Annotated in this window: 13 protein-coding genes and 3 pseudogenes; 2 read left to right on the top strand and 14 right to left on the bottom strand. The window is 61.0% G+C overall.

Going from position 1 to position 23,865, the window contains the following annotated elements; genetic code table 11:
- Window positions 1-61: 61 nt before the first annotated feature.
- From RX329_RS28020 to RX329_RS27990, 7 genes and pseudogenes are all read right to left on the bottom strand, one after another.
- Window positions 62-961: pseudogene (locus tag RX329_RS28020) on the bottom strand (IS3 family transposase); the annotation flags it as partial.
- Window positions 962-2,328, bottom strand: a pseudogene (locus RX329_RS28015) (IS110 family transposase).
- Window positions 2,329-2,564: 236 nt separating this feature from the next.
- Window positions 2,565-2,819 (bottom strand): annotated as a pseudogene (locus RX329_RS28010) (transposase); the annotation flags it as partial.
- A 357-nt stretch (window positions 2,820-3,176) separates the two neighbouring features.
- Window positions 3,177-3,773 (bottom strand): DsrE family protein, encoded by a 597-nt coding sequence (locus RX329_RS28005; protein WP_317244589.1) that lies wholly within the window; start codon window positions 3,771-3,773, stop codon window positions 3,177-3,179.
- 36 nt (window positions 3,774-3,809) lie between these two features.
- Window positions 3,810-4,430, bottom strand: a complete 621-nt coding sequence (locus RX329_RS28000; protein ID WP_317244588.1) for a hypothetical protein — start codon at window positions 4,428-4,430, stop codon at window positions 3,810-3,812.
- Window positions 4,427-5,470, bottom strand: coding sequence for a TAXI family TRAP transporter solute-binding subunit (locus RX329_RS27995; RefSeq protein ID WP_317244587.1), 1,044 nt, complete (start codon window positions 5,468-5,470; stop codon window positions 4,427-4,429). Before RX329_RS27995 ends, RX329_RS28000 begins: the two co-directional genes overlap by 4 nt.
- A gap of 92 nt (window positions 5,471-5,562) precedes the next feature.
- Window positions 5,563-7,785 carry a hypothetical protein gene (locus RX329_RS27990; protein ID WP_317244586.1) on the bottom strand — a complete coding sequence of 741 codons (2,223 nt, stop codon included), beginning with the start codon at window positions 7,783-7,785 and terminating at the stop codon, window positions 5,563-5,565.
- Between the two features lie 559 nt (window positions 7,786-8,344).
- On the opposite strand from RX329_RS27990, the gene RX329_RS27985 reads away from it, so the two are divergent.
- Window positions 8,345-8,719, top strand: coding sequence for a VanZ family protein (locus RX329_RS27985; RefSeq protein ID WP_317246445.1), 375 nt, complete (start codon window positions 8,345-8,347; stop codon window positions 8,717-8,719).
- A gap of 464 nt (window positions 8,720-9,183) precedes the next feature.
- Here the strand turns inward: RX329_RS27985 and galE are convergent, their stop codons facing one another.
- A complete protein-coding gene (galE, locus tag RX329_RS27980) occupies window positions 9,184-10,242 on the bottom strand; it encodes a UDP-glucose 4-epimerase GalE (RefSeq protein ID WP_317244585.1) in 1,059 nt (352 codons plus the stop codon).
- A gap of 246 nt (window positions 10,243-10,488) precedes the next feature.
- Window positions 10,489-11,919, bottom strand: coding sequence for a polysaccharide biosynthesis/export family protein (locus RX329_RS27975; RefSeq protein WP_317244584.1), 1,431 nt, complete (start codon window positions 11,917-11,919; stop codon window positions 10,489-10,491).
- A gap of 334 nt (window positions 11,920-12,253) precedes the next feature.
- On the opposite strand from RX329_RS27975, the gene RX329_RS27970 reads away from it, so the two are divergent.
- Window positions 12,254-13,750 (top strand): undecaprenyl-phosphate glucose phosphotransferase, encoded by a 1,497-nt coding sequence (locus RX329_RS27970; protein ID WP_317244583.1) that lies wholly within the window; start codon window positions 12,254-12,256, stop codon window positions 13,748-13,750.
- Window positions 13,751-13,979: 229 nt separating this feature from the next.
- Here RX329_RS27970 and RX329_RS27965 read toward each other — a convergent pair whose 3' ends face one another.
- The 5 genes from RX329_RS27965 to RX329_RS27940 all read right to left on the bottom strand — a co-directional run bounded on the left by RX329_RS27965 (window position 13,980) and on the right by RX329_RS27940 (window position 23,670).
- Window positions 13,980-15,404 (bottom strand): HlyD family type I secretion periplasmic adaptor subunit, encoded by a 1,425-nt coding sequence (locus RX329_RS27965; protein ID WP_317244582.1) that lies wholly within the window; start codon window positions 15,402-15,404, stop codon window positions 13,980-13,982.
- Window positions 15,391-18,039 (bottom strand): type I secretion system permease/ATPase, encoded by a 2,649-nt coding sequence (locus tag RX329_RS27960; RefSeq protein ID WP_317244581.1) that lies wholly within the window; start codon window positions 18,037-18,039, stop codon window positions 15,391-15,393. The genes RX329_RS27965 and RX329_RS27960 overlap by 14 nt, the downstream gene beginning before the upstream one ends.
- 109 nt (window positions 18,040-18,148) lie before the next feature.
- A complete protein-coding gene (locus RX329_RS27955) occupies window positions 18,149-20,989 on the bottom strand; it encodes a heparin lyase I family protein (protein WP_317244580.1) in 2,841 nt (946 codons plus the stop codon).
- Between the two features lie 314 nt (window positions 20,990-21,303).
- Entirely contained in the window at window positions 21,304-21,744 is a 441-nt protein-coding gene (locus tag RX329_RS42050; protein WP_410706518.1) for a transposase domain-containing protein, read from the bottom strand.
- Between the two features lie 426 nt (window positions 21,745-22,170).
- Complete coding sequence (locus RX329_RS27940) at window positions 22,171-23,670, bottom strand: UbiA family prenyltransferase (protein WP_317244578.1); 1,500 nt, start codon at window positions 23,668-23,670, stop codon at window positions 22,171-22,173.
- Window positions 23,671-23,865 lie beyond the last annotated feature (195 nt).

The following is a 23,865-nucleotide window of genomic DNA, read 5'->3' as shown; positions in this document are numbered from 1 at the left end:
AGCGTGCCCGCTACATGACGCTGGAAACCATTGAGCTGCTGCGGGTTTGATGGACACCGGGTTAAGCTAATCCCACCTTGCGCTCGAACTCAACAGGGCTGAGGTAACCGATCGTCGAGTGACGTCGGGTCGTGTTGTAGAACCGCTCGATGTAATCGAACACATCTGCTCTGGCCTCGTTCCTGGTGCGATAGGTTTTGCGCTCGGTGCGTTCGGTTTTCAGCGACGAGAAGAAGCTCTCCATCGCCGCGTTGTCCCAGACGTTGCCGGACCGACTCATGCTGCAGACGATGCCGCTATCAGCCATCAAGCGCTGGAACTGCTTGCTGACGTACTGGCGGCCGCGATCGGAATGATGCATCAGGGCATCCGGCTTGCCGCGCCGCCAGACCGCCATCAACAGGGCGTCCGCAACCAACTGGGCGGTCATGCTGGCGCTCATCGACCAGCCGACCACCCGGCGCGAGAACAGGTCGATCACCGCCGACACATAGAGCCAGCCCTCAGCCGTCCAGATGTAGGTGAAGTCGGCGATCCACTTCTGGTTCGGGCGCTCGGCCTCGAACTGCCGATCCAGAAGGTTCGACGCCACGTTCGCAATCTGGCGATGGCCTGCGTCCTTCGGCAGACGCCGGCGTCGTGGCCGCGCCCGCAGGGCCTGCAGGCGCATCAGCCGTTCGACCCGATGCAGGCCGCATTCGACGCCGTCCGCCAGAAGGTCTCGCCAGACGCGCCGCGCGCCGTAAGTCCGGTCACTGGCAAGGAAGCTGACCTTGACCTGCTGGCCTACGGTCTCGTCGCTTCGGGATCTGGCGCTGGGCGATCGGTTCAGCCAGGCATGAAAGCCCGACCGCGACACGCCCATCGCTTCGCATAGCCATGCCACCGGCCAGATGCCCCGGTGCTTCGCGATGAAGCCGAACTTCATGTCGCTTCCTTCGCGAAGTAGGCAGCGGCCTTCCTAAGAAACAGCCGGATTGGCGTCGCCCGGAATGGCCTGCAACACGAAGCCTAGCGATTTCGCCCGGCGCTGTAGGTTGGCGAGGACACGGCTACGATATTGCTGTTCATATTGGTCTGCACCAGGATCCCTGTAACTGATGCCGTGCCGGAGTGTGTTGTAGAATAAAACCGCAATCTTGCGAGCCGTCGCCGTCACGGCCTTCGATTTACCCGCGCGTGAGGACAGCCGACGATAGAATGCTCCAAGCGCTGCCTCGCTCCGCCCCACGGTTGTTGCTGCCAACCGCAACAGCGCAGCTGCGCGACTTGAGGATCTCCGTGTGCGCGGGACAGCACCTTGCCGCCGGAGATCTTGTTGCCGGGTGCGAGGCAGAGCCAGGAAGTGAAGTGTTTGGCGCTCGGCCATGCCCTTAAATCCGTGCCGCACTCGCCGACGAGCTTCAATGCGAGCGACGGACCCAACCCATGGATCTCAGTCAAATCGACGCCAAGCACGCCATACAGCGCGGTCCTGACATCGAAGGTGGGTGTGTTGACCTGCTTGGTCTTGACGCGTGGCTTGGCTAGCTTTCCGACTGGTCCTGCTCCTTTGGTGTTCAATGCACTGATCAGGACTTCGAGCTTGCGATCACAGTCGAGCATCTTTGCCTGATAAGCGTCGTAGAGCTCCAGCGATTGAGTCAACGCGAAGACATGTTCGTGGCGGTCATTGCCTACGAGTGCTGCGCGGATCGTCTCGATCGATGAATGGCAGCGCACGTCCCGATAGGTTGCTAGGACGTCGGGATTGCGTTCGCCTGCGACAATGGCTCGGATAATCCGCATGCCGGTCACGCCGGTGATATCGGAGACAACATGATGGAGCTGCAGGTTCATCTCCATCAGGGCCTTCTGCATATGTTGGATATGGGCGGCAGCATATTCCACGAGCCGCTCGCGCTGACGCAGATAGGCTCGCAAGGTTGCGATCTCGGCATCGGGTCGGAAGCTGCCCCGTAACAGGCCATAGGAGTGGAGCTGGCGTAACCAAGCGGCATCGCTGACATCCGTTTTGCGCCCAGGTACATTCTTGGCGTACCGCGCGTTGACCAGAATGACCTCGAACCCGCGCTGTTCTAGGATCTCGTAGACCGGGATCCAATAGACGCCAGTGGATTCCATCGCGACACTAGTCACGCCGCACGCCTTGAACCAGTCCGCCAGCTGATGCAGGTCTTGCGTGAATGTGCCGAATGCACGCACTGGCGTATCGGTGCCGGCCGGGTTCACCGCGGCCATGTGCATCTTTGACCCGATGTCGATAGCGGCCGCGTCAAGGTTGACCGGCTTTAAGTCCGGGCCGCCACCAGTTGTCCTCTTAGGCATCGCAAATCCTCCGTCCGATGATGGGCTGGAGGGTCTGGGCTATGCCAATTTGTCATCTTCCTAATCGGGATCGCCGCCGAAACGGCGTCACCACTCTCAAGTCCGCATGCGCCCATGGACCACGTTTTTTAACGGGGACAGTGCCTCCAATAAGCCGACGGCCGCTACCCTCCGAGCCGAGGGATAGCACAAGGCTGTTTCTACCCCGCACAGGCGCGCCATCCCGCTGGACAGTTTTTTAGGATATCCCGCTCCGCCTTCAGCTTGTTGACCTCGCGCCGCAGCCGCTCGATCTCCAATTGCTCAGGCTTCAGTTGCCCGTGGCCGGGGAAGGACTGCGCAGCGTCGAAGCCGAACTCCTTCACCCATTTGCGCAGCACGTTCTCATGAACGCCCAGGTCTCGGCCAGCTTGCGCCACAGATACCCCGCGCTCCCTGACGAGCTTGACCGCCTCGATCTTGAACTCTCGACTGAACTTCCGTCTCTGCATGACCCACCTCTGGCTCGATAAAACACCCAATCTTGGTGTCCATCAAACCGGCAGCAGCTCACACAGAGATATGAACCTCAGATGGAGCGGGGGATTGTGCCTTCAGAGCGACACTCGATCCATGTGCAGGTGTTCGGGCCCGCTCTACAGCAACCATTTGAAATTGGCCTCGGAGAAAGCCGACGACAGGGCAGCTCACCTGTGCGTTATCCGACCCGAATCTTGCGATAAGGGACATGTTGCCGGCTGACGATGGCACAGCCACCGAAACGCATCTAGTCGCTTCGGAAAGGCCGGCTCGCGCCCTGCCAGGTTGATGTTCGCTTCGTTAAAATATGGATGCGCGATCTGTCCGGCTCACGGCTTGACGTAGGCCCAGCCCATCTCCTGCAATTCCATTACGTGCACGACGCCCGACTTAACGACCTCCGCCTGTCGAACAATGGGTATGTCCTTGTTCTCGATCTTCTGCATTTTCTCCTGGGTGTTGCCGCAGGCCTTGAACGAAACCTCGGGCGTGCTCAGGGCCATCTCCTCGAGGCGCGCTTTTACCGGCGACGTATCTTCACGCAGCATGTGCAGGCCGGGCCCGAACGTGACCACCTCGATTTTCACTTTCTCGCCAGCGTCCTTGTAATATTGCGCCACGTTGGCCGCGTTGTTGAGCGCGAGATTCATCGCAGCCGGGTCGTTGGTATTCACCTGCAGGATCAGATGATGGTCTCTCTTCTTCGTTGTGGCCTGATGGTCCATACGAGCAAACGCGGGCCGTTTTCGCGTCGCCGTCTGCTTCGCCACATATTGCCTGGCATGGCTCGTCCTATGCAGGACGGATTGCCCGTCTGTCGGCGTCCAGTATTTTCCGCCCTGTTCCGCGGCAGCAAACGATGTGGAAACCAAAACGGCGATGGCCCCTGTCGCGATCGCTTTGGTAATATGATGAAACTTGGTCATTATGCGCCTCCATCGAAGAAGATCATTTGCACGCCATCAACGGTTCGGTGTCGCGGTCGCGCGTGGCCATTTGCACGCCGCAGCCATTTTTGCCCGCGCTGCGTCGAGCCCGACGAGAGAGAAGGTTCCGGCACGGGCAGCCCCGCCCCGTGATGAGAGGAGGACAATAAGGTCCCCGCTATCCGGAAGGGACTGCACCAGGCGGACGACATCGCCAGTAAACGCGACGCCAAGACCGAATGATGGGGCGGCTGCTGCGACCTGCACAGCCGGATTATCATTTGCGCGGTAGGAAATCGCATCATCACCGCCTCCGCGGGAAATGTCGGATCCGGCCAGCACCAGCTCCGTCCGGCCGCCGCGGCAGCGTATCGATAACTGCATCACGGACTGGCCGGTCCCGCTGCGCGACGATGTCGTAGCGGTCGCGATCGGTGAGTAGTCTATGGGGGAGGTCGTCTGGCTGACGATCCAGTCGTCCTCGAGCGTCAGCCGATGCTGAGGCGCGATGGTACGCGTCAATTTATTCAAACAGCTCAGGCGCTCCGCGTGTTCCATCTGAAGGCAGGAACGGAGCTGCGTCATGGGATCCTGGGCCAACGCAATGCCGCCTGTACCCCCGAGTGAAATAAGAAGCAGGATCGCGGCGCGTTTCATTGCGATGCTTGTGTTGCGCGGGGCTGACGATCCAGCCACGCCTGCGCCGCAGGGACGCGCGTGAGACCCGGAACCGTCGCAGCGAGATTGATGGATTTCCACTTCGAATCGAAACCGGGCGCTTGCAATCTGTCGATCCGGGAAAACAGGTGGTCGATGAAGCGTGAGACGCGCTCGGAGCGATTTGACTTGGTCGGCCAGTTGAAGGCGACCAGAGCGGTCGGCACCGCGATCGTTGAAACCCGTTCGCCCGGTTTGATCAGACCGGGATAGTCGGCTTCACCGAGGGCAGCGGGAAGATAGTAGTCCTCGAACCTGCCGTCGTAGGGGAGGGGCAGGAACTTGAATCCCGGCTCCCAGCGCCCCCGCACGAAGGCATCCACCGGCTTCGATGTAATGAAGACGACGGCTGCTATCTCGCCCTTGCGCATCTGCTCGAGCGCGACCTGGTGCGGAATGAACGTCTTTTCCACCTCGAGGTTGAGGCGGCTGAAGATCAGCGGCCCCGAATAGGCCGCAGCGGTGCCCTGCGTATTGAAATTGACCTTCTTGCCGGCGAGATCGCTCAAGCTCTGAATCTCCGGCCGAACGAAGATATGTAGCTCGGACGGGAACAGATTCAGGACGTACGCAATTCGTCGCTGGATGTCCGGTACCTGGCTCTTGTACTCCTCGAGCGCGTCGGAGTTGATGATTGCCGCATCGATGCCCCGCAAATAGAGCAGGGAATTCACGTTTTCAGTGGCCCCGCGGGTGACCACCGGCAGGACATGGAGGTTATCCCCATCGTCGACCACACGGGCGATCTCCGCCGCCAGGCGGATCGGCGCGCCCTCGAGGAGACCTCCGGCCAGGCCGATCGTCCAGGCGTTCATGGAGGTCACCTCAGGCCTTGGCTGCGGCGGCTCGGGCCGTGCCAGACGGACCTTGTGAGGCCGAATGTCTTGCGGCCGCGCATCCGCCCAGGGTTGAATGGCCAGGAGCAATGATGCGAGCGCCACGAGCAACAGCAGCCGGTGCAATTCTATGAATCTTTTCATCAACGAACTCCTCTACGCACGCTGCATCCGTGTCTGTGCTTTCGATCCTTGATGGCGCATGTCGGTTGGGAAAATCGCCTCATAAGACCGCGCTATCGGCGCAACGCTTCGAATCGCGCCTTCGCTTCCTTGATTCCTCCAGCTTCGGCCCGCGCATAAAGATTTTGCGCTCTAGTGGGATCGCCTTGCGTTCCATACGTTCCGAAATTCGGAAGGATCAGCGGATCGTAGGTTTCTGCGAGCACGAAGCTTGCTCGAGCGCTGCCCATCTCAGCGGCACGTTCCAGCACGATCCGCGCCGCGCCGATGTTTCCCTGTTCAAGCAGTACGCTCGCGCGGGCAATCAATTTCGCCGCTTGCACCCCTTCGTTAGGATTGACCTGGGCATCGCCCTGGCTGCGCGCCGCTATGTCCTGGTCTTGGACTGGCTTGTCTCTGACCGGTTTGTCTTGGACTGGTTTGTCCTGGACGGGGACGGGCCGGTTCTGGACTGGCCGTGTGGGCGCTGACAGCGGCTCCTCGCGCACGGCCTTGCCGGTGGCAGCCGGCGGAGACGCAGCGGAGGGAATCTTCGCCGCAAGCGCGCCGTTGTCTCGATGCGCCGATGCGAGATCCCTTTCCAGTCCCTCGGCCCGCTCGCGTTCACGCAGCAACAAGCTGCGCAGCTCGGCCGAGTCGCGCTGTCCGGCTTGCTTGATCCTTGCGGTTTCCTCGGTTGCCTTGGACGCGCGCTCGGTCTGTGCGTCGAGATCGCGGCTTGCTTTCGCGAGATCCCGGGCCAGTTGGTCAGCCCGCTGGCGCTCGCGTTCCGATTGCGCCAAGGAGGCGGTATTGTTCGCCTCAGCCTGTTTGAGCTGTGCTGCTTCCTCGCTGGCTTTGGCCGCCTGAGCCTCGTATGCGTAGATCGTGCTGCGTGCCATCGAGAGACCCTGCGCCAGCGCTTCGGCTCTTTCGTGCTCCTTCTGCATCGACCGTCTCTGCTCCGCGGCGTCAGCTTTTGCTGCTTGCGTCAGCCTGGCGACTTCATCGCTGGCATTTGCAGCCAGCGCCGTCTGCGCATCAATATCTCGTCGGGCAGCCGCAAGCGCCTGCTCCAGCTGGCCGGTCCGATCCCGCTCCTGTTGCAGGGATTTCTGCAACTCCACCGCATCGCCCCCTGCTGCCGCTTTCAGCAGGGACGGGCCCTCGCTGGCTTTCGCCAACAGCGCTGTTTGTGCCTGATATGCATAAATAGCGCTTCGCGTCAGGGAGAGATCCTGCGCAAGCGTGTCGGCCCTTTCGCGCTCCTTCTGCACCGATTGCCCCAAGTCCTCGGCACTGGCCCCCGCCGCCCGACTTCGCTGCGAAAGGTCCTCGTTCACGTTTGCCGCCAGCGCAGCCTGGGTTTCGGCATCGTGCCGCGTGGCTGCGAGATCCTGCTCCAGCCGCGCCGACCGGTCGCGCTCCTGCTGCAGCGTCTCCTGCAGCTCCGTGGCGACGCTGTTCCCCGCTTGCTTCAGCGAGGCCACTTCCTCACCCGATTTCGTCGCCAGCGCGGTTTGGGTTTCGACATCGCGCCGTGCGGCTGCGAGATCCTGCTCCAGCCGCGCCGACCGGTCGCGCTCCTGCTGCAGCGTCTCCTGCAGCTCCGTGGCGACGCTGTTCCCCGCTTGCTTAAGCGAGGCGACTTCCTCACCCGATTTCGTCGCCAGCGCGGTGTGGGTTTCGACATCGCGCCGCGCGGCTGCGAGATCCTGCTCCAGCCGCGCCGACCGCTCGCGCTCCTGCTGCAGGGATGCCTGCAGTTCAGCCGCGCCACTCTCGCCCGCTTGATTCGGCCGGGAAGCTTCCTTCAGTCGGGAACCTTCCTCGACGGCCTTCGCTGCCAACGCCTTTTGCGTTTCGACCTCGCGCCGCGCATCGTCGAGTGCCTGCACCAGCCACTCGACGCGATCATGCTCCTGCTCGAGATGTTGCAGCAGCTCTATGTCGCGCCGTGCGAGGGCAAGTTCGCACGACAGCGACTCTGCCCAGTCGCGTTTCTGTTTCGGAGGCTGCTGCAGGGCCCCTGTGTCGCTAGTCGTCGCTTGCGCAACCTGTATCGATTTGTCGCTGCCGCCCGGGCGCGGCAGCAACTTCTTGAACGTGTCAGAGCCGCGATCGCGGGCAGTGGTCGCCTGTTGCGCGTCTGCGAGGTGCCGCGGCTGATCCCGGGAAGCCTCCGTTTCCGATGGCCATGTCATAGCGAGCATGGCTGCTGCCATCCACATGGAGGCGCATCTTCCCCGCGTGAGGGAGATCTTCACCTCCCCGTTGAGCATGACCGTGCGAGCCATCTGCAATCACCTGTCGCGTGGCGATACGATATCCTTCAGATGCCCCCAGATGCCTCATTATGCACTCCATCTTTACGCGAATCATATAGCTCGAATGGAGGACCCTCCCCGTTCAGTGTCCAATCCTTTTGGAGTACTCTCCTTTCGTCCACGCACATCAGGAATCCTGCACTCATATGTCGGGAGCAGGTGGTAACCATTGATCTCGTACCGCTCAGGTGGCGCATGAACTTGGTCGAAAGGATTTCCGCAGCAGGACAACGGGATTGCTTCAGAGCAGCCAGCGCCGCTACCTAAGGCCACTGCAGACGAACACACCCTGCGGCAGTCCCGTCAGCTTGGCGTGGAAACTGGCAGGTCGATACCCGGACTGGGAGCGCTGCAGCCGGATGGATCGTTAAAGGTTCGCGGCCTCGCCGCAGCGTGCGAAAATATTTGCTGAAGGGTCCGATTTATTGAAGTTGCCGTTTGCGCTGAACGGAGGGAGCATGTTCTTGAAATCGCCTTTCAGAAATGAAGACCCCCGGTGGGGCTGCCAAATCGAGGCCCTTTAGTGGTTATCACCGCTCTTCTTCGGCTTATCGCGTGGCTGCTCGCGGCCGCTGTCACTTTCGTAACGCTCGGACCTCAGGACGTTCGGCCTCACCCGTTTCTCGGACAGCAAGGCGATCACGCGCTCGCCTTCCTTCTGATCGGGATTGTCTTCGGCCTTGCCTATCCGCAGCGGCGCTTGACTGCTTCAGCGCTCGCCGTTGCCCTGATCGGCCTGCTCGAGATCATGCAACTATGGGTGCCGGGACGGCACGGGAGATTTGAGGATTTTATGGTCGATGCGCTCTCGACCTGCGTCGGCTTCGCGCTTTCTGCGGCGGCCGGCTGGATGATGACGCAATTAGGCCAAGATCCCGACGCGGTGACGCGCCAACGTCCTTAGTGAGCGCACTGATATGGCTTGCACCGGGGGTGCGGGAGTTGAACGCGAGACGAAGCGCACCATCAATCGAGCTCAATGCATTGGTGCCCGGATATTCCGCCGCCGCTTGGATCGGTGCTGCGGGTCGTCAAATTTGAACTCGGCGACCAGTCGCCAAAGCTGGACCTCGTGACCGTCCGCCAACTGCCCGGCCCGCCTGGCTGCAGACGCGTCGTCTGGGCATTCAAGGTTGACCACGCTCCCCAACCGGCCGTGTTCGTCCAGAACGTATGCACGATAGTGTGGCATCGCCAATCCCATGCGCGACAGCATCTTAGCCGCAGGCTTGCTCCGCGGCGCGGAGATTTAGGGTCATTACGAGCTACCTCTGAAGGGCGGCATGCTTACTGCCGAGGCTTGCCCCCGAGTTCCGCTCACGCAGTTAGTCCCTCCAGTGCCCCGGTCAACACCTTGGGCGAGCGCGTTCAGCTATGACAGGGGAGATGCCTCGACCGCTCCCGAACCTTCGAGAATTCGTTACCACCATAACCGTTGGGGTTCTGCACCTGCCAACGCCAATGGTCCGCACACATTTGCTGCAACGATCGGGTCGATTTCCAGCCCAGCGCGTCCATCGCAAAGGTCGGGTCAGCATAGCAGACGGCGACATCGCCGGAACGGCGCTCCCTGATTTCATAGGGGATCGGCCGCCCGCTCACCGCCTCAAATGTGCGAACGACCTCCAGAACGCTGCTGCCATTACCCGTGCCAAGATTGACCGTGAGCACACCGGGCTGTTTCAGTTGACGCAAGGCACTCAAATGCCCGGACGCGAGATCGACCACATGAATGAAGTCGCGGATTCCGGTGCCATCAGGCGTGTCATAGTCGTTTCCCCAGATCTGCAGCTTCTCCCGCCGCCCAATCGCCACCTCCGCTACGAACGGCAGCAGATTGTTAGGAACGCCCAGGGGGGATTCTCCGATGAGCCCGCTTTCGTGCGCGCCAACCGGATTGAAGTAACGCAGATTGCCGATCTGCCAACCGTCGTCGGACCTGCAGAGATCCTTCAGCATCTCTTCGATGACAAGCTTTGTGCGGCCGTACGGATTGGTCGGCCCGAGGGGATGCTTCTCGTCGAGCGGCAGGTATCTGGGCATCCCGTAGACGGTCGCCGACGAGCTGAACACGAGCGTCTTTACGTTCGCTCTCTTCATGGCCGACACTAGCCGCATCGTTCCCAGGACGTTGTTCTCGTAGTACGTCATGGGCCGTACGTTGGAATCGCCCACCGCCTTTAGTCCTGCAAGGTGAATGACCGCAGTCACCCCGCAGGTACGAAGAATATCGTAGATCCGCTCTTCATTCCGGATATCTGCATGCCGAAAGATGAGCGATCGCCCACAGATGGACTGGACCCGTTCGAGCGAGGCCTTGTTGCTGTTGGAAAGATTGTCGACGGCGACGACGTCGAAGCCGGCGTCCAGCAATGCGATACAGACGTGGGACCCGATGTAGCCGGCACCTCCGGTCACCAAGATCATTTCGGAAAGCTTCCGCATTCGCTCAACTGGGCTCCGTGCAATGCGGCTCTACATTACTTGCAAGTCGCGCCCACGGGGCGTGGAGATTTTGGGCCTTACGAGCTACCTCCGCTGGACTGCATCGCGGGTGGTGCCACCCGCCGGGACGGGCCATCGAGCGCTCACGGTTGTCGCGTCATCCATTTCGCCAAGGCAGGCATAGGTAGCAAAATGCCATCTCCCGCTGCGGAATTGCGACGGCGCTTGTTACCTCTGTCCGACGCGCACCGAATCGCCTGGGGTCGCATCGGGCCGGCTTGTCCCTGATGGAATGTCTGAACTGCCGACCCTTCGAGGAGGCGCGGCAGGACCATCCTGGTATCGGAGGGTGACCTCGACGGCGTCACCCGGCTGCAATTCGGTATCTTCGCTAGCGATGATCCGTTCCTGACCCTTATTGCCCTTCCTGATGATGGCAATCTCCGCGTGGTCGCCGCTTCCTTGCACGAGCTGTGATCGCACCATCGCAGTGTACTGAAGTTTCTCGCCGACGCTCTGCAGCTTTTCGCGGATCTGATTGAGCTTTACGCTGGTATCTTGCAGCTCACGGAGCAGGTCGAGCCTCCGCTGGTCATCCAGCTTTGCCAGCTTCCTGACGAACTCGTCCTGCTGCTTCTTGACCTGCATCAGTTGCGCGGAGGTTTGTAGCTTCCGCGTTGATGACAGCAGCACGGCGCGCCGCGCATCCGTGACGCGAGGGCTGATCAAGGAACCTTTGCCGAAGAGCTCGGTCGATTTCTGCAGGTCATCAAGATCTGACTGAAGTCCTTCTTCATCCTTCTTCTGCTGTTCTGACAGCACGCGGACCTCGTCGTCTCCCTGTCGAATGCCGCGCTGAAGGTACGTCTTTTCCTGCTGATAATCACTCTGCTTGGCCTTCAGATATTCCGTTTCTGCGTTAACGATTTCCGAAATCGCCGATCGAGCCAAGGGCGCGTCCATCAGAGTGGCTGGATTGATCTGGGTTCCCTCTCCAAGTTCAGACTTGATGCGCCACATACGCGCCTGTTCTTTGGCCAGCTCTGTCCAAAGCGAACCATACTCGCTTCTCAGGTCTGCTGACTCGAGATAGGGGTTGTTCATTCTGACGCGCATGATGTCGTAGCCGCCTGCCACCGCGACGAGCTGGCGTGCGGTGATAGACGGACGATAAGGGTACTCGCCCGGCTTCGATACATCACCATTTGCGTATATGGGCTTGTATTCCGCGATGATCGTCGTGACCTCGTCTGCGTCGATCACGACGACCGTCTCACGGCCATCGGCCGTCCTCTGTCGAAATACCTTGCGCGCAAGGGCAGCCCCGATCTTGGCTCGGATCTGTGGTAAGGGCAGGCCGGCCACTGGAAGCGCTCCAATCAGTGGCAACGAAATATTCCCGTCCATTTGAACGGGAGCACGATGCCGTAGCTCCGGCACGCCCGCCACCGCAACCTCCAGTACATCTCCGATGTTTACTAGATATTCCGCCCTTGCTTGAGTCACGGGGATTGTCAGGCCAACAGCCACCAAGATCCATTTGATGCAACGACCCAGGTCGCTGCCATAGATGCGGACATGAAAGCTATTGCGCAGTCTGGAGTTCGGCATGGCGACATTCCCTGTTACGAACGTGGTCACCGAGGTGAAGTCTTTCAAGTGTCAAAGTTGTTCATGGAAGGCAGCACGTCAACAACGGCCCGAGTAGCCGTCCAGACGGGCGATCCGCAAAACGACGTTCTGCTCTCTCATTGACGCCGAACCGCTGCTGCCTTCGTCGCCTCTGTTCGATTGATCGTTCTCCTTCATGCCCATCGAACCCACTGGGACGGGCGCTTCCATTGCTGCCCGAATCTAGTCCGGCGCGGTCGCGGCTCAATCGACCATCGTAATTACCCACTTATTGCCCGTCCTATCCGCATTGCCAATTTTCATCCAGTGACCCGGACTGTACTGAATTAGCCCAAGGCGAGTGATCGGGTGGCTGACTGCGATGACTTATGCGTCCTTCACCAATTTGCCGGCCTCGACCAAGCTTCAGGCACATTCGTTCGATGACGGCAGGGCGATTGCAGGAGGCGTTGGAAGGAGCAGATTGACTGCTCTATTGGTCGTGGCAGCAGGCACAGAGTTCCTGCTCGTAGCCGGTGCGGCCTATTTCGCAGCTGTCCTTTATCATCGAGTGGTCTTGCTGGAGTCGCCGGATTCCGCCAAGTACATTCTGGAATCCCTTCTGATTTCCACATTGGAATTGCTGGTTTCCATAGGACTACGGCAATACTCCCGAATCCTGACGCAGCCCCGCCACGTCTTCCTATGGAGCGGTGCCAGCGCCGTCCTCCTCGTCTTCTCCTTCTTCGTCTCGGCAATATTCGTTCTGAAAGCCTCCGGGGATTATTCGCGAGCAACTGTCATCGTCCAGGCCGGGAGTGTCCTGGTCACCGTGCTGTGCACGCGGGCAATATGGTTTTCAGTGCTGCAGCCTGCTATCGTGTCCGGTCTGATCGATGCCAGGCGCGTCATCCTCATAGGAGACCCGGGTCACTGCTTCCAATTTTCTGCGCGAGCTAACGCCACCGGAATTCGCACCATTCGCTCGTTCGACTTTCCGCGGGCTCGCGCCGCTTCATTAGTTCCGGCCGACCCCGACGCCGGCCAGGCGCCACCTGATGTCCGCCAATTGGTCGCGGACTGCCGACCCTTTCGGGTGGATGACGTTGTCATTTTGATCTCGGAATCAGATTGTGGCTCTGCGCTCGCGCTAGCCGCCGCCCTGGCAGACCTGCCAGTAGACGTTCACGTCGTGCTTGTTGGGTCTATCGATCTGATGGCGGTGTCGCGGAGCACTCAGTTCGGCAACATGGTGACGATGCGGATATTCCAATCTCCGCTCACCCCCCTCAACCGAGCAATCAAAAGGGGAGTCGACATCGCCGTTGCAAGCGCGGGCCTTGTTCTGACCAGCCTCCTCTTCGTGCTTGTTCCGCTCGCAATCAAACTCGAGTCGCGTGGGCCGGTGTTTTTTCGACAGACGCGCCACGGCTACAACAACGAGCCCATTCGCGTGCTGAAATTCCGATCGATGACCGTCATGGAGGATGGCGACAATTTCAAACCGGCCACCAGACACGATCCGCGCGTGACCCGTGTTGGACGCCTTCTGCGCCGGACCAATGTCGACGAGCTTCCACAATTGTTCAATGTCCTGGTCGGCAACATGTCGATCGTCGGGCCCCGTCCGCACGCAACCTCGCAAAACGAGTCGTTCAACGAGCTGATTTCGTCGTTTTCCCGCCGCCACAACGTCAAACCTGGTATTACAGGTTGGGCTCAGGTCAACGGATATCGTGGTGACGTCGATACGCTCGAGAAGATGCAGCGTCGGGTCGAGCATGATCTGTATTATATCGACAACTGGTCAGTCCTTCTCGACCTCAAAATCATGGTCATGACCTTCTTTTCGAAAAAGGCTTATTGGAATGCCTATTGATGCGTTGGTCGGTACCGATCTTTCACTTGGCGATGTTGAACCTTGGCACCCGTTGCCGCAGCGCGTTTCTCATCATCTGGGAAGCCTAGAAGTGCAACCCGAGGACGACACGTTGGCGGAGAGGCGCGTGGCCCCTCCGCTTCGTATCTCGTGATCCCCTGATGCTGCATGCGGGCGGCGGATGACCGTTAGGCCTATTGGGAAAGGCCGCAAGCTCAGTGACTCGTGTCTACCGCTCTCGCAGCGATTCCTGCTTGTACCTCGCCAGCGGCGAGAGGAGATAGCTGATGATCGTGCGTGCGCCGGTCTTGACCTCGACCGTCGCCGCCATGCCGGGACCGAGCTTGACGAGCTTGTCCTCCACCTGCATGTGCGTGCGGTCGAGTGAAATCCGCGCCGCATACTCCAGCTCCTGGCCTTTCGGCTCGCTGCTGCCTTGCGCCGTGCCCGATGCGCGGTCGTTCGGTCCGCCCTGCCTGTCACGCGTGATGGCGTCGGTCGAAACGCTGAGCACGTCCCCATGCAGGAGCCCATAGCGCGTGAAGTTGAACGTATCGATCTTGATCTCCGCCTTCTGTCCGGGATGGACGAAGCCGATGTCGCGGTTGGAGAGCATGGCCTCGATCTCGAGCTGACTTTCGCTTGGAACCAGGATGGCGAGCGACTGCGCCGGCGTCACTACGCCTCCCACCGTGTGAACGGCGAGTTGCTGAACGACGCCGTCGACCGGCGCAGTCAACTGCTGAAGCTTCGTGCGCCGATCCGCCTTGACCACTTCCTGCGCAGCGCTCGCTGCCTTCTGCTCGGCTTTCGCGAGTGCGTCATAGGTGGCACGCCGATACTCCGCGGCAGTCCTTTCCTTCGTTTCTTTCAGCAGGGCGATGGCGGCGTCGGCTTCGCCGAGCCGGCTCTGCTGGAGAACCAAATCCTGCTGAAGGCCGACCAGCTCCTGGTACTCGGAGAGATAGACAACCCGCGAGGCCAGGGCCTTGTCGACCAGAGTCTTGCGAATGTCGACCCGTTCCTGGAGCACCGGTATCGTCGCCTGGAGCTTCGCCACGCTCGCCGATGTGGTCGCCCGCTCCGCTTCCTTCTGACCTTGCTGGCGCTCGATCTCCGCGAGCTTGGCGCTCTGCTCGGCGCGCTGGCTGATCAGAAACTGGCGATGCATCTCGATCTCCGCGGAGCTTGCGCCCTGTGGTGATCGGAAGGCGGCAAGCGGGTCGCTGGTGAGCGCTGCTCGCAGCCGCGCGACATCGAGTTCGGCAGCAACGAGATCGCTTCTCTGGCGCTCCTGATCGGCGTCCGTCATCGTCGGGTCGAGTTCGATCAGCACGTCGCCGGCCTTGACGCTCTGTCCGTCACGCACGTGAATGGCGCGAACAACGCCAGTCTCGAACGGCTGGATCAGCTTGGTGCGTCCGCCGGGCACGATCTTGCCCGTCGCAGTAGCGACGATATCGACGCTGCCCAATGATGCCCATAACAGCGCGACGCAAAAGACCGCGATGATGCTCGCCCCGATCGCGCGACCGATCGGCGACGGCGGCGATTCGGTGATCTCGAGTGCCGCCGGCAAAAACGCGATCTCGTGCTCGCGCCGTCGGACCTCGGCTCTCGGAAACGGAACGATATTCCGGTTAGCGGACGTCATGGATACCAGCCTGCAGATAGTGGAGATTTGCGTAGCGCCCGTTCGAGCGAATGAGTTCATCATGGCTGCCGTCCTCGACGATGCGGCCATGCTCGAGCGTGATGATCCGGTTCGCATTGCGCACGGTAGAGAGCCTGTGAGCGATGATGATGACAGTCCGACCGGCGGAAATCCTTTTCATGTTCTGCTGGATGGCGCGCTCGCTTTCGTAATCGAGCGCGCTGGTCGCCTCGTCGAGAATAAGGATGCGGGGGTTGGTAATGAGTGCGCGAGCGATCGCGACACGCTGGCGCTGCCCGCCGGATAGACTGCTGCCGCGCTCGCCGACGATGGTATCGTAGCCCTCGGGCAGCTCCAGGATGAAGTCGTGAGCGCCGGCGAGTGATGCCGCCCCGATGACACGCTCCATGGGCATGGCCGGGTCGGCAAGTGCAATGTTCTCGCGGATCGAACGATTGAAGAGCACGTTCTCTTGCAAAACCACGCCGATCTGGCGCCGAAGCCAGGTCAGGTCGACCGTCGCAAGGTCGACGCCGTCGACCAGCACGCGTCCGCTCTCCGGCACGTAGAGACGCTGGATCAGCTTGCCGATGGTGCTCTTGCCCGAGCCCGAAGAGCCAACGATACCGATGACCTGGCCGGGCTCGATGCTGAAGGACACATCGTGCAGCACCTCGGGGCCGTCGACGCGGTAGCGGAAGGTCGCGTGCTCGAATACGACCTTGCCGCGGATCGCCGGCAGCGCGGCGCGGGCCGAACTGAAGCTTGGCTCCGGGATGGTGTTGAGAATGTCGCCGAGACGATCGACTGACAGCCGGGCCTGATGGAAATCCTGCCACATCTGCGCGAGCCGAAGCACCGGCATGCTTACGCGCCCCGCCAGCATGTTGAACGCGACCAGCTCTCCGACGGTCAGGTCGCCGCCGATCACGAACTTGGCGCCGAAGTAGAGCGTTGCGGCCGTGACCAGCTTGTTGATCATCTGGACCGCTTGGCTCGCCGTGTTGTTCAGGCTGAGGACCCGGAAACTCGCCCCCACGTAGCCGGCGAGTTGCTCCTCCCAGCGGCGTTGCATCTGGGGCTCAACTGCCATCGCCTTGAGCGTCTCGACGCCCGTGACGCTTTCGACCAGGAAGGCCTGGTTCTCCGAGCCGCGATTGAACTTCTCATCGAGGCGCCGGCGAAACAGCGGCGCGGCGCCGGCGGAAATTCCGATGTAGAACGGGAACGACGCCAGAACGATCCACGTCAATGCGGTCGAATAGTAGAACATGACCGCAAGGAAGACGACAGTGAACAGAAGATCGACGACAAGGGTGAGCGCCGAGCTCGTCAGGAACTGGCGGATGTTCTCAAGTTCGCGAACGCGTGCGACCGAATCGCCGACACGACGTGTTTGGAAATAAGCGATCGGCAGCGCCATCAGGTGACGAAACAGCCGGGCGCCGAGCTCGACGTCGATGCGGTTCGTCGTGTGCGCGAACAGATGGACGCGCAACGTGCCGAGAACGGTCTCGAACAAGGTCAACGCGACGAGACCCGCGACCAGGACGTCGAGCGTGCTGATGCTTCGATGCACGAGTACCTTGTCGATGACCACCTGGAAGAACAGCGGGGCGACGAGCGCAAAGACCTGAAGGAAGAACGACGCGATCAGCACCTCGCCGAGAAGGCGGCGATACTTGTGGACCGCACCGAGAAACCAGCCGATATCGAATCGCCGGGAGAGATCCGTCAGGGCCGCCCGCCGGGTCATCAGGATGATGTCACCATCCCAGACGGCCTCGAGTTCGGCCTGCGTCATGGATTCGGGTCGGGAAGACAATGGACGCTGAACGAGAAGCTTGTCGTCGATGACCTTGCCCAGGATCAGGAAGCTACCGTCGCGCAGCGCGGCGATTGCCGGCAACGGCGTGACGCCAAGCCTATTCCAGCTTGACCGCTGTGCCCGGGCCTTGAGGCCGAACTCCTTGGTACAGCGCAGGATTTCGGTCACACCGACCCGCGAGGTGCCCATGCGATGGCGAATTTGCTCCGGGTCGGCCGCAATGCCATGGCAACGCAGCAATATCGCCATCGCAATGAGTCCGGACTCATCGCCATCCGTAGGCTCAGGACCCGGCTCCTGGACGGGCGTATCGCGACGTTCCGCGGACCGTGCAGAGGCCAGAGCATCGCCGGCGAGCGCAACCAGATCACGCCCGCGCACAATCAGACCGGCAAACGCCTGCTGCGCCCGATCGGCGAGACCATGAGATCCGGTCAGGATCAAGCGGCCGTCCCAGATTTCTTCAAATTCCGCACGCGGCATCAGCTTCGGATGTGCCGAGGTCGGATGCAGCACAAGCGCGGCGTCGTCATCGACCTTCCCGAGCAGCAGAAAGCCGCCATCACGCAGAGCTGCGATTCCGGGCAGACTGATGCCTGCAAGCTGTTTCCAATGTGTCGTGCGCGAACCGACCTTCAGTCCGAATTCGCGGGCGCAGCGAAGCATCGCACGGATGCCGATTGTGGTCTCCCCGCAACGGTCGCGGAGCTGGTCGGGCTCGGCGTTCACGCCATGAAGGCGCAGGAACAGAGCCAGGGATCGAAGCCCGAGATCTGCGGCATGGGCATTTCCATTCTGGATCGCCATTTTTTACTCAACCCTTCGCAGCTACCGGCCGCGTACGATGTTCCTTCTCAAGCATTCCCAAACATTGACGGTGCCGCACCCAGGCGCCGAGCCTGGGTGCGGCCCGGCCTTAGTGTTGCGGTCGGGCCAGCAACGAGTCGTGCCCCCAACCGGTCGCCTGCGACAGAGCCGCCACGAACTGACCGGGATCCACGTGGCCGGTGTGAGCGGCCAGATACTGGTTCAGCAGCGCAAAGCCCTGGCTTGCGAACGACGCCATCGTGGTGCCGGTCGCAGCCGGATGATCCGCCGCCATGATCGGGTGGGCAGCGGTCGTTGCCAGGGTGCTGGCGGCCGGGTCAAAGTGCTGCTGGAGCAGCGCAAAGCCCTGGCTTGCCAAGGACCCCGTGTTTGCAGCGGCCGTGTGCTGATGACCCGTAGACTCGGTCGTGTGCGAGGTCGTCGGGGCCGCGGCCGTCGTGGTGGCAACAGGATGCTGATTCGTCGCGGTGTGGTGGTGGTGGTGGTGGTGGTGGTGGTGCGACGACGTCGTCGTGGTCGTGGTCGTCGCAGGTCGAGGATCCACCACGGTGATGGTCTGCGGCGAGGCCGTCGCAACCGCACCAGTGGTCGGATCCTTCGCACTTGCAGTCAGCGTGAGCGTTGCGGTCGGATGGCCGCCGCCACGATAATACGAGTGCAGTTCCAGTCCGCTGGCGACCTGCGCAGCCGTCAAGGTGATGTTATCTCCCCGGAACGTCTGACCATCGAGCTTGTCGGTGATGGTCTCGTACCTCGGCAACCCCGTGATGTTGACGGTCACGTGATCGTTGGAGTCGGTCGTCGTCACCTTGGTCCCGAGATCGACCTTGCCGCCTCTTCCGGCCACCCAGAGCGAGTGATCCGCGACGGTGAGGACCGGCTTGGTCGCTGACGGCGTCGGTGGTGTCGTCGGCGTGGTCGGCTGGGTCGGCGTCGCCGGTGCCGTCGAAACCGCCAGGCCGGAGAAAGTCTTCACCGCAGCCGACAGGTTCGCCGCAATGCCGCTCGCGTCCTTGATGGCCGTACCGCTGGGCAGGTTCACGCCGGTGATGGCGAGCGCCGAGGTGCTGGTGTTGGTCGACGCGACAGTCGTTTTGAAGGTGAGCGTTCCCGTGCCCGAGCCGCTGACATACGTGGCCTTGGCGCCGTCATTGAGCGACAGCGTGGGCGTGCCTGTTACCGTCACGGCTTCGTTGAAGCCGAGCGATAGCGTGATCGCGTCCCCGACGTGCTCGGTACCCGTTCCCGGAGAGGCCGTGGCCTGCGTTACTGCCGGCTGGACCGACGGTGTAGTCGGTGTAGTCGGTGTCGTCGGCGCAGTCGGTGTAGTTACCGGCTTGGTCGCTGACGGCGTCGGTGGTGTCGTCGGCGTGGTCGGCTGGGTCGGCGTCGCCGGTGCCGTCGAAACCGCCAGGCCGGAGAAAGTCTTCACCGCAGCCGACAGGTTCGCCGCAATGCCGCTCGCGTCCTTGATGGCCGTACCGCTGGGCAGGTTCACGCCGGTGATGGCGAGCGCCGAGGTGCTGGTGTTGGTCGACGCGACAGTCGTTTTGAAGGTGAGCGTTCCCGTGCCCGAGCCGCTGACATACGTGGCCTTGGCGCCGTCATTGAGCGACAGCGTGGGCGTGCCTGTTACCGTCACGGCTTCGTTGAAGCCGAGTGCCAGCGTGATCGTGTCCCCGACATGCTCGGTGCCCGTTCCCGGAGAGGCCGTGGCCTGCGTTACTGCCGGTAGGATCGGGTTGATCTGGAGACCGGAGAACGTCTTCACGACGCCTGAGAGGTTCGCCGCAAGACCGGATCCATCCTTGATGCTCGCGCCGGTCGGAAGGTTGACACTGGTGATCGCGAGCGCCGAGGTGTCCTTGCCAGTCGACGCGACGGTGGTTTTGAAGGTGAGCGAGCTGGTGCCCGAGCCACCGACATAGGTGGCCGTTCCGCCGTCATTGAGCGACAGCGTAGGGGTACCGGTGACGGTCACGGCCTTGCTGAAGCCGAGTGTGATGGTGATGGTATCGCCGGCATGCTCGACTCCCGTCCCCGGCGAAGCGGAGGCCTGCGTCACCGTCGGCGCGACGCTGACGGGCGTGGTCGGTGTGCCGGTCGGACCGCTGGAGGTGCCGCCCACACCCGTCCAACCAGCCGCCTGCGATCCGGTGACGAGAGTCAAGTTGCGACAGTCAACGGTGATAGTCTGTGGTGCATCCGCCTGCCGATAGAGTCCATAGTCCCAGTAGGTAGGGGTCCCAAAGCCTATGGAGCCATGATAGTTCACAACCTGCTGGCCATTGATCCAGACGTCCAGATAGCCGCTTGAGTTGTTGACGACGCTGCTCTGGATTCTGATATCGTTATACTGGCCGGGAACAATTGGATTGGGGTCGGTCCACAGTTTGAGGCCACCGGGCGTGTTAGCATTATTAATGCCAACAAACAGATGGTCGCCATCAAGTCCGATATAGACTGGAGGTGAGGTATGCACATTTGGCCCAAGCGCCGTGTCTACATTGTGGATTTCACCAACGAGAGTCCACGATGCCGTGTTGACGAATGTGTTGTTCGGCCCATTGGGCTGCACCATTAATTGATAGTCAATGGTGGTGGGAGTCCCGGCGGCCCAGCTCTGAGCGGCACCATCAACTTGGGAGCGATCGACACTTGATCCATCGAACGAGGCGTGATCGCCAGGCCGAATCTCGAACTGCAGGGTTTGCGGGTCAGGATTGGTCAGGCTGTAGCTCTTTCCCGCAGTCTGGACGTAGTATCTGTCGCCGCCGGCGTAGATTGAGCCGCCCACGGTGTTGCTGAAGTTCGTGATCGTTCCGGTAGTATCCAAGTTCAGACTCCATCGGGTTACGGAAGTTGTTTCTCTTTTGACGTTGTAAGGCGAATTCCACTGCCGCGCATACGATGACGCAGCATACTGCATGCTCGCAGCACCGCGAGTTCATGTGCCGCACATCGCAATGGCGAGTGACACAGCGCATGGCCGCGACGCGCATGGCGCCGCGAACAGATTCCAATGGCAGTGGGATTTGAAGTTGCCCCCCCAACTGCTCGGCCGGTGGGTTAATTAGGAAGTGTGGCGAAAAAAATTTCAAAATGTGATTTTATACAAACGTATGGGGCGGCAACACGTGCACCGGTATGGCGTTGAAAACACGCACTATTCGCCGGCCAATCGGACGAAATTGAGTGATCGTCTGTGGAGAAGTCGCGAGCGCGACGGGTGCTTGATCGGCTTCACGGGATTTTCAGCGCCAGCTGTCGTTCTTGTTCGTATCCGAGTGATGGGACAGGCGGTTGAGCAGCGCGATCGTCATCTTGGCGCCTGTGAAGACACTTGCCCCTTCCGCGATGGCCAGCCTGCCGGCTGCCGCCAAGCATCGCTCGAGCTGCTCGAGCGGCATCGCGGCTGCCGCCATCGACGACGATGCTGAATGGCGTCGTGGGCTCATGCGGCGGCCTGTGCGGTGCGCTCGTGGGCCGCCTTCCAATCCAAGCGAGCAGCTCGTGCAGCTGATGACTTTTGGTTCGACCGGAAACGATGCGCTCCAGCGCGTCGGCCAGGTAGGCCTGCGGATCGAGATCATGGAGTTTTGCAGTGTTAACGATCGACCCCACGATCGCCCAGCGCTCGGCGCCGCCTTCGCTGCCGCTGCACAATGAGTTCCAGCGCCCCATCGCAATTGAGCGCATCGAACGCTCGACCGTTTGCTGTCGACCTCGATGCAGCCGTCGCGGAGAAACAGTGTCAGCCCGTCCTAATAATTGAGCGCATAGTTGATGGCCTCCGCCAGCTTCGACTGCGAACAGAGCTGGCCGACCATGGCCGTCAGGCGCGCATTGAGCGCCGCCATCGAAGGTGCCCTCCCGCTGCTGCGGGGGGCAAGGCGCTGGTGCCGCGGATCGAGGACAAGTGTTTTTCTCCTCCAAGCCCTCCTTTCGTCAGTTGCGTCCCAGCACAACTGCGATAGCCGCGCCGTTGCAACGCGCCATCGAGGTCGCTCGATGGCGCTTGGCTCGTCGAAGATGGAGGCAATCGAACGCGATCTTAGTCGATGCGCGATCGCTTACATGCGGGCGCACTGACAGCGATCCGAGTTGGGATCATGCGGCCCCGACGATGATGGCGGTAATCACCGCGAAAGCCAATAGGCTGTTCCTATCCTTGAGGGCGAAAACGATCGGATCGTCGTTCATAAGCCGACGGTTGGCCATAATCAGGGCGCGTGCAAGCCAGTACATCAAGATAGGGCAGACGAGCCACAGCGCGTCCGGATGGCGGTACAGCTGTCGAACCGTGTCGGAGGAAATGTACAGCGCAAAGACCGTCACTGCATTGAAGCCCGCCGCCGCCGCAAGTGTGGCCACGATGCCGAGGTCCGACTTGCGGTAGTTTCGGTTCGAAGGGTCGGGCAGGTCCGCATCGGCCCGCGCGGCCAGTTCGACATACCGCTTCAGGAGCGCCAGGGACGTGAAAATGAACAGTGCGAAGGCAAGCAGCCATTCGGACACAGGCACTGAAATCGCGACCGCGCCGCCGACGACGCGTATGGTGTAGAGCAATGCAAGCGCAACGACGTCGACGAGCATCTTGCGCTTGAGGAAGAACGTGTAGGCGGTCGTAAGCCCCAGATATCCGAGGAGCACGCCAGCGAAGAACGGCTCAACTATGAGCGCGATATTGAAGGCGATGAGCACCAGGAGGACGATGACGGGAAGGGCGGCCCGAATGGGTAAGGTGCCGGCGGCGAGTGGACGGCGTTTCTTGGAGGGATGCTTGCGGTCGGCTTCGAGATCGACAAGATCGTTGAGGAGGTAGACCGCCGACGCGGCGAAAGAGAAAGCAAAGAAGGCGCCCATCGCTTGGACGAGGGCAGCAATCTCCAACTTGTGGGCGGTGAGCAAGGGAACAAAGACCAACGCGTTCTTGATCCACTGATGAACGCGCATAAGCCTGATCCAGGCCTTGGCGGCGCCGCCGGACGGTTCGACGATCGCTACGTCTGCGCCGCTGGCGGCAAGAGCCCGGCGGACTGAGGCGGCAGGGTGGACAGCCCAGCCCTTGCGGCAGATCGCCCACACAGGAAGATCGGCGTGAGAGTTACCGGCGTAGTCAAAGCCCATTTGGCCGAATGCTTCGACCAGCCGACTTGCCTTGGTGTGAGAGGAAAGGTTCTCTGATTCGGTTGACGCGAAAAAGCCATCGGCCCTGACGTAATCGGCGATCGCGGAGACGTACCGTTCGTTACTAGCCGAAGCGATGTAGATCTTCCTGCCCTCCAGGCGCGCTTTTTCAATGAGGGCCAGCACGCGTTCGTCGTACGGCAGATGAAGGGGGTCGATCGGCGTCTCGGCCGCGATTCCGGCCTTAAGAGCCGCCTTTCCTCTCATTAGCATTGTGAAGAGGCGGAGGATCCTTAACGGATTTTCCCCGAGATGGGCGAACGCCGACTCGACAAGGAGATCAGTGCGAATCAACGTTCCATCGAGATCGATAACCAGAGGAACGTCGATCGCAGCTTCTTGCTGTGGTCGCAAGTAAGCCACAGTCGAGACGCCGGATGCCTCCGGGCCGACGACAGCTACTCGGGAATCGACTCCCATCCATTATCCGCTGGTTTAGGTCTCACTTCATCGCAATTGTAAGCGAGAGGGTTCAGAGTAAAAGGAATTCGATCGAGCTCAGCCAGGGCATGGTGGCTACCCAATTGTGGTTATTGAGTCCGGTTCGGCGGGATCCAACAACAGGATATCCCAGACCGAGTGCGCAATATCATTCGCGCATCTGGCCATCATTCT

The sequence above is a fragment of the Bradyrhizobium sp. BWC-3-1 genome, assembly GCF_032917965.1.
GTDB classification, from domain to species: domain Bacteria; phylum Pseudomonadota; class Alphaproteobacteria; order Rhizobiales; family Xanthobacteraceae; genus Bradyrhizobium; species Bradyrhizobium canariense_D.
The sequence above is the reverse complement of the archived record's forward strand: the minus strand, read 5'-3'. Positions and strand labels throughout refer to the sequence as shown.